Annotated in this window: 12 protein-coding genes; 4 read left to right on the top strand and 8 right to left on the bottom strand. The window is 36.9% G+C overall.

All coding sequences use genetic code 11. The features are described 5' to 3' along the window. The first annotated feature begins 13 nt into the window (after positions 1 to 13). The 3 genes from LV716_RS05240 to LV716_RS05230 all read left to right on the top strand — a co-directional run bounded on the left by LV716_RS05240 (position 14) and on the right by LV716_RS05230 (position 9,343). Positions 14 to 6,595 (top strand): carboxypeptidase-like regulatory domain-containing protein, encoded by a 6,582-nt coding sequence (locus LV716_RS05240; protein WP_163416706.1) that lies wholly within the window; start codon positions 14 to 16, stop codon positions 6,593 to 6,595. Between the two features lie 637 nt (positions 6,596 to 7,232). After that, complete coding sequence (locus tag LV716_RS05235; RefSeq protein ID WP_163416705.1) at positions 7,233 to 8,525, top strand: phage integrase SAM-like domain-containing protein; 1,293 nt, start codon at positions 7,233 to 7,235, stop codon at positions 8,523 to 8,525. Between the two features lie 164 nt (positions 8,526 to 8,689). Then, entirely contained in the window at positions 8,690 to 9,343 is a 654-nt protein-coding gene (locus LV716_RS05230; protein ID WP_163416704.1) for a pentapeptide repeat-containing protein, read from the top strand. Between the two features lie 12 nt (positions 9,344 to 9,355). Here the strand turns inward: LV716_RS05230 and LV716_RS05225 are convergent, their stop codons facing one another. Then, entirely contained in the window at positions 9,356 to 9,589 is a 234-nt protein-coding gene (locus LV716_RS05225) for a helix-turn-helix domain-containing protein (RefSeq protein ID WP_163416703.1), read from the bottom strand. 75 nt (positions 9,590 to 9,664) lie between these two features. Between LV716_RS05225 and LV716_RS05220 the strand changes: the two genes are divergently transcribed. After that, positions 9,665 to 10,039 (top strand): lipocalin family protein, encoded by a 375-nt coding sequence (locus LV716_RS05220; protein WP_163416702.1) that lies wholly within the window; start codon positions 9,665 to 9,667, stop codon positions 10,037 to 10,039. A 237-nt stretch (positions 10,040 to 10,276) separates the two neighbouring features. Here the strand turns inward: LV716_RS05220 and LV716_RS05215 are convergent, their stop codons facing one another. The 7 genes from LV716_RS05215 to LV716_RS05185 form a co-directional block, all read right to left on the bottom strand. Continuing rightward, complete coding sequence (locus tag LV716_RS05215; RefSeq protein WP_163416701.1) at positions 10,277 to 11,731, bottom strand: nicotinate phosphoribosyltransferase; 1,455 nt, start codon at positions 11,729 to 11,731, stop codon at positions 10,277 to 10,279. Between the two features lie 103 nt (positions 11,732 to 11,834). Next, positions 11,835 to 12,062: a hypothetical protein gene (locus LV716_RS05210; RefSeq protein WP_163416700.1), complete on the bottom strand. Its 228-nt coding sequence runs from the start codon at positions 12,060 to 12,062 to the stop codon at positions 11,835 to 11,837. Then, the gene (locus LV716_RS05205; protein WP_163416699.1) at positions 12,055 to 12,582 is read right to left on the bottom strand and encodes an LOG family protein; all 528 of its coding nucleotides are present in this window, start codon (positions 12,580 to 12,582) and stop codon (positions 12,055 to 12,057) included. Before LV716_RS05205 ends, LV716_RS05210 begins: the two co-directional genes overlap by 8 nt. Positions 12,583 to 12,603: 21 nt before the next feature. After that, entirely contained in the window at positions 12,604 to 13,332 is a 729-nt protein-coding gene (locus tag LV716_RS05200; RefSeq protein WP_163416698.1) for a metallophosphoesterase, read from the bottom strand. Next, a complete protein-coding gene (locus LV716_RS05195; protein WP_163416697.1) occupies positions 13,329 to 13,877 on the bottom strand; it encodes an RNA 2'-phosphotransferase in 549 nt (182 codons plus the stop codon). Before LV716_RS05195 ends, LV716_RS05200 begins: the two co-directional genes overlap by 4 nt. After that, positions 13,874 to 14,377, bottom strand: a complete 504-nt coding sequence (locus LV716_RS05190) for an O-acetyl-ADP-ribose deacetylase (RefSeq protein WP_163416696.1) — start codon at positions 14,375 to 14,377, stop codon at positions 13,874 to 13,876. The genes LV716_RS05195 and LV716_RS05190 overlap by 4 nt, the downstream gene beginning before the upstream one ends. After that, positions 14,367 to 14,789, bottom strand: a complete 423-nt coding sequence (locus LV716_RS05185; protein ID WP_163416695.1) for an ADP-ribosylation/crystallin J1 — start codon at positions 14,787 to 14,789, stop codon at positions 14,367 to 14,369. Before LV716_RS05185 ends, LV716_RS05190 begins: the two co-directional genes overlap by 11 nt. Position 14,790: the final 1 nt, after the last annotated feature.

The following is a 14,790-nucleotide window of genomic DNA, read 5'->3' as shown; positions in this document are numbered from 1 at the left end:
AAAACTGACCACCATGAGAAAATTACTACTCCTTGTATCCCTAATCCTTGGATTTCAGTGCATTTTGGCACAAACCAAATACGAAAAACTTTGGAAGGAAGTTGAGCAATTTGAACTTGAAGGGAAGTTTAAAAGTGCATCTGAAACAGTTGACAAAATTCTCAAAAAGGGCAATAGGGCTAATGACAGCGACCAAATAGTCAAAAGCTTTATATACAAGTCCAAATTTGCTTTATTATTAGAAGAGAACGCGCAGCAAAGCATTGTCAAAGAAATCAAAGAATATATCAATACTTCTAGATTTCCGACCAATGCACTTCTTCAATCCGTTTATGCTGGTTTTTTGGAACAATACTTGGCTCATAATCAATATAAAATCCGTAACAGAACGGAGACTTTAAATAATGACGAAACGGATGATTTTGAAAAGTGGGACGCCAATACCTTGGTAGCTTATATTGGAGAGCAGCATAAAAAAGCCTTACAAGGCTCGGATAAACTAAAGGAAATATCCATTGACAATTTCAAGGCAATACTAACAGAAAGTAACACTTCTATAAAATATAGACCCACACTCTATGATTTTTTGATGCATCGAGCATTGGCGTTCCATAAAATCGATCGCTGGTACGTAAATAGGCCGAGTAAGCGTTTCTTTCTTACCAATCCCATAATCTTTGGATTCACAGAGAAATTTGTTGAAGAACCCTTTGTTACAGTTGATAGTATTTTTTCAAACCGTAAGGCTTTAAAATTGTTCCAAAGTTTGGAATCCTTCCATAAAGACCTGGATACAACGGCATATGTTGATGTTGTTATTCAAAGACTCAAATTTTCTAGGGATAACTCGCCTTTAGGGAATAAGAATCAGCTGTACTTGAACAGATTAAAATTATTGTATAAAGAATATGATGGACATAAGGTTTCCGGTGTGATTGCCTATGAAATTGCAGAAAGCTTGTTGGGTGCTTCCAACATCTCGAATGCCAAAAACAATCCTTTGCTTGCTGAAAATAGAATCACAGCTTATGACCTGTGCAAGGAAGTAGTTGAAAGATATCCAAATTCAGATGGCGGACTCTTGTGCAAGATTCTTGAAAATAAGATTGAAAAACAGGATTTGGATATTGAAATAGAAAAGAATATAGTGCCGCAAAAACCATTTTTAGGAAAAACAACTTTTAAAAATGTAGACTCCCTATATATCTCCATTTACTCCATTCCGAACGAATTTTTTGCCAATACTTACTCTTATAAACGTGATAGTGTTGCACTCGACATTATTATATCCAAAAAAGCCATTGCCAACAGCTTTTATAGGCTACAAAAGCGAAAGGATTTTTATGGCCATAGTACGGAAATAGACTTTCCAGGACTAGAGATAGGGGCTCACTTGATAGTTGCATCCAGAGTCGAGAATCCTAGGTCACTCAATGAGATATACGCTTACGAAAAAGTCCAGGTCACAAACTTGGTGTTGTTATCTTCATTAACTGAGCAACGTTTAAACCTTAAATTACTCGATAGGTCAATTGGGCATACAGTTTCTGGAGCTAAAATTACACTTAGCGATGACGATGATTACCTCAAGATTGGAGAAACGGATGCCGATGGTTCTTTTTCGATCAAAAGACCAAAGAAAGATTCCTATGATTTAAAGGTTGCCGTCTCCAAAGACAATGATACTATTGTGAACCACGACTACTGGTTATATGCAAAAAACGATTATCGATACGGTGATGATGAGCACGAAGCAAAAATGTCCCTTTTTTTAGATAGGAGCATATATCGACCAGGACAAACGCTTTACTTTAAAGGGATAGTCGCCGAAAGAAAAAAGGGCAAAACGAGAGTGGTTCCAAACGTCTGGGTTACACTCTTTATACATGATGCCAACAATGAAGAACTAAAGGAAATACGATTAAAGACCAATGAATTTGGATCGGTTCATGGCCAATATGAAATACCCCGAAATGTTCTTACAGGTGAATTCTCAATTGAAATGGATGAAGATTATGGAACGGACGAAGAAGATGAGGATCCCTATTGGTACAAAATTGATGATTTTGAAATGGCAGAAGTTTATTTCTCGGTTGAAGAATATAAGAGACCTCGTTTTGAAGTAACGCTTGATGAAGTAAAGGAAAGTCTTTTGGTTGGGGATTCTGTCCTGGTCAAGGGTAATGCCAATGCCCTATTGGGAACTGCTATTAAAAATGCAACTGTAAAATACACTGTAGAACGGAATACTACTTCATTAAGGGGAAGCCTATACTATCATGGTAAATCACAAATAATAGCTCAAGGTGAAATGGAAACTAACGAAAAAGGAGATTTTGAGATTCCATTTTTATCAATCCCTGATTCTACCATTGCGATTGCACATAAACCTACGTACTCTTATTATATCAATGTGGATGTTACCGATATCAATGGCGAGACAAGATCAGCCGAAACTACGGTTCGTGTTGGTTATCATAACTTGGATGCCAAACTTGAAATCGCCTCTAAATTAGATAAGGAGGAATCAAACGGCGTTACCATAACAGCGCAAAATTTAAATTCCCAACCCATACCGGCCCAGCTTGAAATAGAGGTATTTAAATTAAAAGAACCTACCAATGTGTTCCGCAAAAAACCTTGGAGTTTGCCAGAAATACAGGTCATTGGAAAAAAAGAGTTCAGACAACTTTTTCCGCATGAGCCTTACGATAGTTTAGATATAAAGAAACATTGGCCCAAAGGTGAAATAGTACTAAGAAAACAAATGCAAACAAATGGGGAGGACAAAATTGAATTCGGCAATATGAAACAATGGCAAATAGGAGCTTACGCCATTGTACTGACTGCAATTGACAATTTAAATGACACGGTCAAAATTGAGCGAAGGTTCGATGTTTTTGATAAAAACACGTCTACTGTTCCTAGTGGTCAACTCTTCGATTATAAAATCGCAAATAGTGCTTATAAACGGGATGGCGTTGTACAGCTTCAAATTAGTACAGCTGCAAAAAAGCTAAAGTTCTTTTTGGAAGGTTATTGCAATGAACAAAAGGTGTACAGCAAAGAAATTGACATTGAAAAAGGTGTTACATCCATAGAAATTCCTGTCAAGGAAACCTATAAGGATAAAATGATATTCAATGCCTATTTTGTCAAATTCAATAGTCTTTACTCCAAGCAATTTGCGGTTGACTTTCCCCAAATTACCAAAGGGCTGTCCATAGAAACCTTAAGTTTCAGGAACAAACTTGTACCTGATGCCAATGAAACATGGAGTTTTAGAATAACCAATTCTGAAAATAAAAATGCAAATGCCGAAATTTTGGCAAGTATGTACGATGCTTCCCTTGACCAGTTTAAACAACATGAATGGAGCAATCAACTGGAATCCCGAAACTATTATAACCCTTCTGCTCCAAGAATTGATGACCACTATTCTTTTACGACGACAAGCTTTAGAAAATTCAACTATGCGCCAAGAACCAATGTACTCACTTTCCTGAAAAACTATCACCAGCTTAACTGGTATGGATTTGATTTCGGCAGCACCAAGTATGATAATGACCGTTATCTTCAAAAGCTAAAACTCAAGACATACGAACCCCCTAAAGCAGAAGGCAATATTAGTGGTATTGTTACCGATGGAGACGGGATTCCACTTCCTGGTGTCAATGTAGTGATCAATGGTACAACTGTGGGCACACAAACTGATTTTGATGGCTATTATTCCATAAATGCTCCGGTAGGATCAGAACTGACTTTTAGTTATATAGGGTTTAAAAACGATATTGTGCCCATCACTCAACCTTCTTCCGTCAATGTGGCTCTTACTGAAGACGCCCAAGCTCTTGATGAGATTGTGGTCACAGCTTATGGAGTGGTCAGGAAAAAGGATTTAACTGGTGCGGTCTATACAAATGCAATCAGTATACAAAATGATATAGAAAATAAACTAGCAGGGAAATTGGCCGGGGTCCAAATAACCCAAACAGTTGGAAATGCAAGTTCCGGGACACAGGTCATCATACGAGGAATGACATCATTGAACACCAAAAAAAGACCACTCTTTATTATTGACGGGGTAATCATGACTTTCGGAGAAGGTGAATTTAATGAAACAACCCTTATGCCATCGGACATCGAAGATATCTCAATCTTAAAAGATGCAGCAGCAACAGCAATTTATGGATCCCGAGCAGCAAACGGTGTTGTTATCATAACTACGAAAAAAGGATTGGAAGAAGCGTTACAGGTTGAAACTAGAACCAATTTAAAGGAAACAGCTTTTTTTCTTCCCAACCTAACGACGGACCCCAGTGGAACTGTCAATATCAATTTTAACTCTCCTCAGGCATTGACTAAATGGCGGTTTATGATGCTTGCCCATACCAAGAATTTAGAGCTTGGTAGACTAGAAAAAACGGCGATAACACAAAAAGACTTAAGCATTGTTCCAAACTATCCACGTTTTCTCAGAGAAAAAGACTCTTTGGTGTTTTCTGCCAAAATCAGCAGCCTTACTTCCAGTCCACAAACTGGCACAGCAGTTTTGCAGCTATTTGATGCAGTGACAATGAAATCATTAGATATAAAGGTCTTTAATGACGACCAAAGCCAAAACTTTTCTATTGCTCCAAACAATGATTTAAATGTTTCTTGGAAGTTTTATATACCGGAAAACATAAATGCCATCAAGTTTAAGGTGCTGGCAAAATCAGGCAAAAAGAGTGACGGCGAAAGTATTGTTATCCCGGTTTTGTCAAACAGAATCTTGGTCACTGAATCTAAACCTATATGGGTTTTACCAAACAATACCAAAGAGGTTGTCTTTGAAAAATTAAAGACACAAAGCTCCAATTCACTCAAACACCATCGATTTACATTGGAGTATACTTCCAACCCAGCATGGTCGGCCATAAAATCACTGCCATATCTCATGGAATTTCCATACGAGTGCGCAGAACAGACATTTTCAAGGTTTTATGCCAATGCCATCGCAGAACACATTGCAAACAGTAATCCTAAAATAGCGGAGGTTTTCCAGAGTTGGGCCAACTCTGGGCAAGAACAAAATCCTTTGGAGGAAAACAAAGAGTTACAATCCATATTGATTGCCGAAACACCTTGGGTAAGGGATTCTAAAAACGAAAGTGACAACAAAGCAAGACTTGGAAAGCTTTTCTCAAAAAACTTAGTTATTGACCATCAAATGCAAGCCATTAATAAATTAAAAGAACTACAGTTGACTTCAGGAGCATTTCCATGGTTTTCAGGCGGTCGTGAAAGTAATTTTATTACAAGACATATTGTGGCTGGCTTTGGCCATTTGAAAAAAATGAATATCAGGACTGAAAGCGACTATAAAACCAAGAAACTTATTGAGAAGGCTTTGATGTATTTGGATCTGGAGTTTGTCAAAAGTTATGAGCGAGTTCTTGAGAATGTGATGGACTCTACCAAGATGACTCTGACCAATTCTGATATCCATTACCTATACGCTAGAAGTTTCTTTTTGGAGAGTCACCCCTTATCGGAAAAACTAAAAGCAATTCAATCAAAATACCTCAGGATGTGTGAGGAAAGTTGGCTCGCTAGATCACTGTATAACAAAGCCATGATTTCACTCATTTTGGATAGGTCTGATAATAAAGAGATCTCAAGAAAGATTATTGATGGCTTGGAGGAACAAGCTGTACATAGTGAAGAAAATGGGATTTATTGGAAAGAGAATACAGCTGGTTGGTATTGGTTTCAGGCTCCAATTGAGACCCAAGCTTTGCTTATTGAAGCTTTTACCGAAATTGGAACTGACAAGAAAATTATTGATGGTCTTAAATTATGGCTGTTAAAAAACAAACGAACCCATCAATGGGATACCACCAAAGCTACTACAGAAGCAATTTATGCACTACTTATACAAGGGAGTGACTGGCTATCTGTTTCCGATAACACTTTAATTTCAATTGGTAATCAAAAAATTCAAACCAAGAAGTTAGAACCAGCAGAAAAAGAAGCCGGAACAGGATATCTAAAAATTAATTGGGCCGAAGATGAAATATCAAAGGAAATGGCCACAGTCAAAATTCAAAACAAAAGTAAAGTTTCTGGGTTTGGAGGGGTGTACTGGCAATATTTTGAAGATTTGGACAAAATAGAAGATTCTGAAGACGGGCCGTTGACAATCAAGAAAAATCTATTCCTAAAGGAGAAATCAATAGACGGGGAACGGCTTATACCTATAAGTGCTGAATCTAATTTGAATCTTGGGGACCTAATTACAATAAGATTGGAAGTAAGCTCCAATGATGATTTGGAATTCGTTCATCTGAAAGATTTAAGAGCTTCCGGGCTGGAGCCAATAGATGTAATTTCCATGTATAAATGGCAAGATGGTTTGGGGTATTATCAGTCTACGAAGGATGTAGCGACACATTTTTTCTTTGATAATCTTCCAAAAGGCACATATATTCTCGAATACGATTTAAGGGTCAATAACAGTGGTAATTTTTCTACTGGGATATCCACTTTGCAAAGCATGTATGCCCCTGAGTTCTCCGGACATTCCAAAGGGCAAAGAGTAGTTGTGCAATAGAGGTGACTTAGACAAAAAGCAAACATCCCAACACTTACCTGAAAACTTAATACTGAAGGAACAGGATAATGGATTTGAAGGTGTGATAATGTTCGAAAATATGTTTCTTTAACAAAGGTTTCCAAGGCCACGCCATGAGGGATTTACAAGATTTAATCAAAAAAAATATTTTCAAACCTCTTAGAGTAGCTCATAGCATTAACCATAAATTAAAGGCAGTCTGGTTCAGACCGCAATGATTTTTACCCCAAGAGAATTCATTACAGCATTTGGCAATAGTTTACAAATAAGTAAACTATCTTATAAAGTTTACTTCAAAATTACTTCAAAATTTTAGGAAAAGGGAAGAAATGAGGTTTTTGCTATTTTTTTAAATAATTGATTTTCAATTACTTAAAAATAAAAAGCTCCGATTTCTCGGAGCTTGAGCGGTCTGGACGGGACTCGATTATTATATCATTTTGAAACATATTTGATGACATCCGCTTAAAACATGAACTGCCAAGCATAATTTGACTTTCTGTCATTAAATAAGTTTTAATCTTTTTCAGAATTATTTAGCCCTCAAGCACACCGTCAAGCACACTGCATTGGCACATAAATGGATATAGTTCTGTAAAATCTAAAAAAGAAATTTATGAATTTAACAGCAGGAAGTGCACACGGAGTGATTAGGTTTAGCCTAAAAGAATCTTTTAAAGTTTTAGCGGAAAATCCTAAGCAAGAAAGCCTAATCGTTATGCACTTTTCTTCGAAAGGAAGAAGGTTTAAAAAAAGTATCGGGTATAAATGCCCATTTAATCAGTGGGATATGGCCAAACAAAGAGTCAAAACAACAAAGGGAATGTTGGCTAATGCTTACCAAATAAACGAGACCATTGACAGGGCAAGGGTTTTTGCTCAGAATCAACTATCCAAAATGATTAATGAGGACAATTTCATAGATATAGCCGAACTGTCTCGTTTAGTTGCAACCTACTTAGACAAGAATGAAGATGAGGATATCAAAGATGATGATGGCAGATTAATTCCATACGCATTAAAGTTGCTTCAATCCAAGAAAGGTCAAACAAAGGTTACCACCTATACAGATTGTCATCAGACTATTAGATTACTTGAACTATATGAGAAAAAAAATAGAACGGTAATTAGATTTGATGATATTGATATGGTATTCTATAGAAGCTTTGTGTCCTTAATGGAAAAAGAGGACTACAGATTAAACAGTATTGGAAAGCATATAAAGAATCTAAAGACTTTCCTGAATGATGCTTTGACTAACGGAGTTACCAACAACGCAATATTTAAAAACCGAAATTTTAAAGTTCTTAAAGAAAGAACTACAGAAGTTTATCTCACAAATGAAGAAATAAAAATTCTTGCTAAGGAAGATTTTAGTGAAATGCCCAGAATTCAACAAGCTAGAGATATTTTTTTAATAGGCTGTTACACTGGGCAACGAGTTAGTGACTACAATGGTATATCTGAGAAGAATATCGAAATAATTGATGGTCACAAATTTATTAAGCTTAGTCAAAAAAAAACTGACACAATCACCCATATCCCCATTATCAAAGAGATTCGGGAGGTAATGAAAAGATATGATAATCGATTTCCTCCAAAACTAAGCGAACCCATTCTAAGAAAAAATATCAAACTCGCTTGCAGTTTAGTTGGATTCAATGAGCTTATAAATGTCACCTATACCAAGGGAGGTAAAAAAGTAGCTGAAGAAATACCAAAATATAAACTTGTAAGGACGCACACGGCACGCCGAAGTTTTTGTACTAACTTTTATATACAAGGGAAACCTGTACAAAACATTATGTTATTCACTGGTCACAAGACTGAGAAAGATTTTTTGACTTATATAAGAATAGAGAAAAAACAAGAGTCATTGGCTGTTTTAAGAAGTGGTTTCTTCGATTAATACCTTTTGGGCTGGACATGGAAAACCTAAAAAAAGAGATAGAACTTATTTATAAGACCGTTCAAAAACTCCCGCCGTCAAAAAAACGTGATATTATTTTATTGATGTTGGCTATTTTGAGCTCTAAGGTGTAATCAAAGGAGAAGATAATTATAACCAGAGATATGCGAAAATTTCAATGTGATAAATGCTCTAATATAGCTTTTGAGGCCCTTAAAGGGGATTGCCTTATATGCTCAAAGCTTGGTAAAAACGGTTTAGAACTGGACAACTGCAATCTGTCAAACACTTCTTTGTACTCATTTACCTTTTTTTACGCAAGTCTAAGGCTTGGGAATTTACAGAACGCAAGCTTTGACCGAGTAAAGTTAGATGGATGTGATTTCAGCGCTGCCAACCTAGAAAACATAAAATTTTCAAACCTGTCCTTTAAGAAGAATCCAAAGTATGGCTCTGAAATTTCACACTGTTATTTTCATTTGGCAAATATGAAAGGAGCCAGTTTTGTTGGAGTGCAACTAAGGGATAATTATCTAGTTGGTGCCAATCTTGACATGCTATTTGTAGCAGATGAAAACTGGATAGATGGCTTGGATGATAAGTCTAAGGAATACGTAAAAGAAAAATACATATTGCTCGACCACAATAGATTCACTTCAACAATTAGCGACAGGGATGAAGATAAGTTATGGAGTGATACTTTTTTTCTAGTAAGAAAAGAAGATACTGTAAAGCATAAGCATTACAACGGGAGAGAAATTAGAAATTTAGAAAATGAACTTAGTGGTGAATCTGAAGAGATTGAGGAAGAGAATTGATGTTATGAATAATTACTTTTTGAACAGTTCAGTTAAGTCCACTTCAAGTGCATTCGCAATCCTCCCCAGGGTAACTAAACTTGTATTTATTTCACACCGTTCTATTCTTCCTACTTGATTTTTTGGTATTTCTGCTTTCACGGCAAGTTGAAATTGAGATAGGTCAGCTTCCTCACGCAAAAAGCGTATCCTTTCGCCAACTTTTTTGATGAGTCTTTCGTCTTCGGATGTATATTCTTTAAACACATCCCAAAATGTGAATACTACAATAATTTATCGGACACATCGTTGTGTTTTTAATTATTGCTAAAATTCTAAATCATGAAATCAAAAATCTTTGTAAGTATTTCTTTTACGCTAGTATTTTTCTTGTGTTTAATCGGATGTAGTTCAGACACCGCTGAAGGTCCATCGGAAACCAAAGAAATATCACGTGAGCTTCTAATTGGTACTTGGACTAGGGATGGGGCAGATATAGTTTTTAATAATGATGGCACAGGAGAGTCTGAAGTCTTTGATTTTGATAGTGGAAACAATACATTACAGTTTCAACCCTTGACATGGCGATTGGATTCAAATATTCTAACAATTAATTTCTCCGTGGGCACATCTATATTTCAGATAATTGAATTAGATACTGACAACATGCAACTGCAAGATGATAATGGAGTTCGAAGAGACTATATCAAAAAGTAAAGAACAACCATTTAATAAAAACCTTTTCAGTTTTATTACGATCCTGCGTGCGTGTTATGGATTTAAAAGCTGAAAAGGGCGGTGAGTCCATAGAAAAGAAGTGGTTCTCATCTTAATTAGAGTGAAAAGTCAAACCTAATGTCTACCCTGAAAGCGTGGACATTAGTTAGTATTTTAGGGTTGAGATTATTAAAGCTTGAGAAATTCCAAAGCGGTTTATTTGGCCTTGTTGTCATGTCAGGCTGTTTTTGCTCGGTTTCTAATTTCTATGAGCGATTCTTCGATGATTAGTTTTCCATCCCTAAAAACTTCTCTGAGTTCGCCTAATCTTTCTTCTTCCCAGGATACTTGATCAACAAGCTCATATTTTCCATCTGATTTGACGATTTTTAAGAGTCCCTTTGCGGATTTTTTTGTGCCATCATCTGTAATCGGGTTTTTGAAAATCTCTCTGCCAACTCCATTAACTTCTCCGTAGGTGGCTTTCATTGCAAAGCCAAAAGTATCTCGTGTATTAAACTGGTAGGTGAAAGAGCCTATCCCCAATACAATATTTGTAGATGCAAAACCTTTCATTTTAAGACGTTCGCAAATTTGTGTTGCCCGTTCCAAGGTGATACTATCTCCGTAGATGGCTCCAATATGAGAATCCAACTCTTTATACCCTTTCTCGTTAATTGTGCCGCCAAAGACGTCCCAAAGCAGTTCAATAACACCTTTTCGCTCTTTCAGAGTTTCTCCATTTGGGTTTCCACAAATAATATCTACTGGGTCACCGCTATCTGGACGGATAACAACTTTTCCGTTTCGTCCTAAAACCTCCTGTTTGAGGTTTGGTAAATACTCAGTAAGTACCTTCCAAAGGTCCCAAGTATCAGAGACAATGGAAACTATACCATTAGGATAAACTTCCGTTATAAGCCTTTTAAAGGTGTCTTCTTCGCCAATATTTGTTCCCATACACATGACAGAGTGTTCGGTAGCTGCCACCGACCCACCAATCAATTCAGTATCGGAGTTTGCATTATAGTAGGTTTCCAAAAAGTCTATGGCGGGTATGGTGTCGGTTCCTGTAAAGCTCAATAGATGTCCTATTGCGCTAAGTTTGGCAGCTTCTAGCCCAGCCATGCCACGCATGGAAAAATCATGACCTTGCCAATCTACGAACTCGGGTATTGAAGATGTTTCTTTAGCGTACTTATCGAGAATTGTGCGATACTGTTTTGCGATAGTGGCTGAATTACATGGCAACCAAACAGTGGTAGATAGTAATGTTTCAAAGTAGTTGGTCAACCAAAAGAATTCAGGTCTTGTATTGTACATGGTAAACATGGGCACTCTTACGGGTACGGATACACCTTCAGGTAAAGCTTTTATAACCATAGGGATATAGCCCAAATCATGAAGTGCAGCAATGTGTTGAACGCCTACATTGTTTTCGCCCAGATAATTATTGATTCTTCTGGCGTATTTTGCGCAAACGGCCTCTTTAGGTTGATTAAAGAAGTTGTTTTCGAAATCTTCAATGATATATTTTTTGATAAAATATTGTAGGCCAAAGAAAACGACTTCATCGATTCCTTTAATCCTGCTTTTTCTTGGTGTCCAATTTGAATACACTAAAGTTGTGTTTTCTGGATATTGCCTTCTATGATCTACTTTATAACCGTCTGTGAATAGTAGTGGGTTCATATCTTTTATATTTGCGTAATATTTACACAAATATAAAATCGTATTTTGATTCTCCAAATTAATTTGCGTTTTTTTTACGCAAAAAAAGATGAATTACCTGAAATCAGCGATAATATGGGTGCTTTTTGACTACATCCATAACTTTTCTGGCATAATCTCTATCCAGTTCTTTGATGCTTTCTGAAAGTTGCTCATAAGGGACAAAAAAGGATTGCCATCTTGTAATGGTGGCTTGAGATAGATTTTCAGTATGGATTAAATGCTTGGCCCAATTCATCCACTGTTGGTGTTCCAGTTCGGCTAGTTGCTCTAAAAGGTGCTCTTTATGCATGGTGGTTTAGTTTCAACATGTTTTCAAAAGATGTAGCATTATCCACGAAATGAAATAACTCATGTTCCTTTTCTGGTATTAGTAACTGTTTTAATGACTCTAGGGCCGATTCCCAGACTTCTCCGATAAAGTAGATTCTTTTTTTGGAAGCCTCCTTTCTAAGCACATCCAATGTTAAGAACACTTCCGAAAGGGTGCCAATACCTCCCTTTTGTACAACAAACACCTCAGTATCTTCTATAAGCAATTGCAATCTTTGATACAATTTATCGGTCACAATGGTTTCTGTTAAAAAGGGATTGCCTTCGGAGGTTCCTACTTGCTTACATGTTATACCTATTGTCTTTCCTCCAGATTGCGCAGCCCCTTTTGAAATGGCTTCCATCATACCTCCATAACCGCCATTTTTCACAGTAAAACCATTTTTAGACAATATCTTACCAATAGTTATGGTCTCCAGATACTCTTTAGAATTTCGATTATTGCCAGAACCTCCAAATAATGTAGCATACTTTGTCACAGTCTCGTTTTTTTCTTTTCGTTAGTTCCTTCCCCTTTCTCTGGGATAGAGTAGGGTTAAGTTGTCACTTTGCCAATATTTTTTCGTGTCCACGTCCATAATAGTGAGTTTGCCTGTAAATGCTGCTCCAGTATCTATGTTCCATAGGTTAATGGAGTTAATTGGTTCTGTTTCTCCGTAATTCGTGGTAGGAGTATGCCCAATATATATTTCCTTATAAAGTGCTAGTCTAGTCTCAATTTCAGATCGCTTTTCTTTTTTCACATGTCTTAATATTCTCGCTGCTTCCCAAAGTGTCCTATCCCAGTAGAAATCATTCTCATTATATTCTTTTTCTACACCATGCATGGATGTAAACCCAGCGTGCACAAAAAGACGATTATTATCATCTATCCAATAGTTTTTTAACCCATTAAAAAAATCTTTATGACTTGGTTTGGTCAAAAAACCTGATTTTATGTAACTGTTAATGGTGCCCTCCCCTCCATGTGCTAGCCAAATAGGATTCGTTGTACCCTTTTCAAGCCAAAGTTTGCACCATAAATCATGATTCCCTAGAACAAAAATGCAGCGCTGTTCTTTTGATAAATTAATTAAATACTCAATGACCTGGGCCGACTCACTCCAGCCATCAACATAATCCCCAAGAAAAATCAAGGTATCATTTTTGGTTACGGCTGCTCGTTCCAATGCTTGTGTCAATCCTTTCAGACCCCCGTGAATATCCCCTATGACAAGTTTTCTCTTCATCCTTGGTCTTTAAAGTCTATAAACATAGACGGTACAGCATCTGTTAACCATACGCCATTTTCAGATTTATAAAACCGATGACCTTTAGTATGCATTTCCAAAGCCCAAATGCTTAACAGAACTGGCTTGCCTCTTCTTGATCCAACTCGAGATGCGGTCTCTCTATCCTCGCTTAAATGGACATGTTGTCGACTCATCTTTTTAAGCCCCTGTTGTTTGATGTTAGGAACAAACCTGGCTACCGTTCCATGGTATAAATACACTGGCGGAGTTTGAGTTTTTAGCCCCAAATCTATGGTTTTTAAGGAATGCCCTTGATTGGCCCGAATTTTAGTTTTGTCCTGATTCAATGAGAATCTTTGCTTATCATTTGTGACCACAACCTCTTCTAATTCATTGAACGTAAATCGTAGCTTAGATTTCTCAAGAATTTCGGCAATGGAAGCCCAGCCATTTTCATCCAAGCTCAATCCGATTTTCTCAGGTTGATGCCTTAAGATAAGGCTCAAAAACTTACTGATTTGTTTTTTATGTTGTTCGGTCATTGTTCTAATATTTTTTTGTAAACCCTATAGTTCTCCTCATCATAACACACAAATAGCACTTTATTTATTATGGGATTTTCTTTAACTGTATCAATAGCAATTGAAGCTGCAAGTTTCTTGGGGAACTTATAAATCCCTGTACTAATATTTGGAAAAGCAATACTATTTACCTTAGAAGATTTTGCAAGAATTAGGCTGTTATAATAACAGTTGCGTAATAGTTTCTCTTCGTTGCTATTGCCGCTGTTCCATACTGGACCAACTGTGTGGATGACGTATTGCGCTGGCAATTCACCTGCTGTTGTAATAACAGCCTCACCAGTTTTACAGCCCCCTTGCCTATTTCTGATTTTTATGCATTCTTCCAGGATGCTGTTACCTCCCGCTTTATGGATGGCGCCATCAACCCCGCCTCCACCTAGCAATGAAGTGTTTGCGGCATTTACTATGATGTCTGTGGATATTTTGGTGATATCGCCTTTTATATATCTAACTGTCATTATCGCCAAGTCTTTTTATTATTGTTTGTGATATTGAATGAGTTGTATTTTTAAACTTATCACCTTTGAAAACTTGAATTACCTCAATATTCCCAATAATGGCGTTATTGAAATCTTCCAACGCCTCTGAAGGAACCCAAAGCTCGTTATGATGGGCTCCGCCAACATTTTCAATTTTATATTTCGAGAATTCTGCCATACTTATTTGGAACTGGGTTACAAAGCCCAGATAGTTGCCAAATTCGTCATTGGTGTTCCATTTTGAAGCGATTTCACATGCATATTTTTCATTCAAAACAGGATAAAAAATAGGTTGCCACTCTAGTCTTGGAGGAAACTCTTTGAAGTCACTTTCCGCAATAAGAATAAGTTCCTTTTCACCTATGGGTCTATAAAGTACTTTGCTTGACATT

This window comes from Flagellimonas sp. HMM57 (assembly GCF_021390175.1).
Classification (GTDB): Bacteria; Bacteroidota; Bacteroidia; order Flavobacteriales; family Flavobacteriaceae; genus Flagellimonas.
The sequence above is the reverse complement of the archived record's forward strand: the minus strand, read 5'-3'. Positions and strand labels throughout refer to the sequence as shown.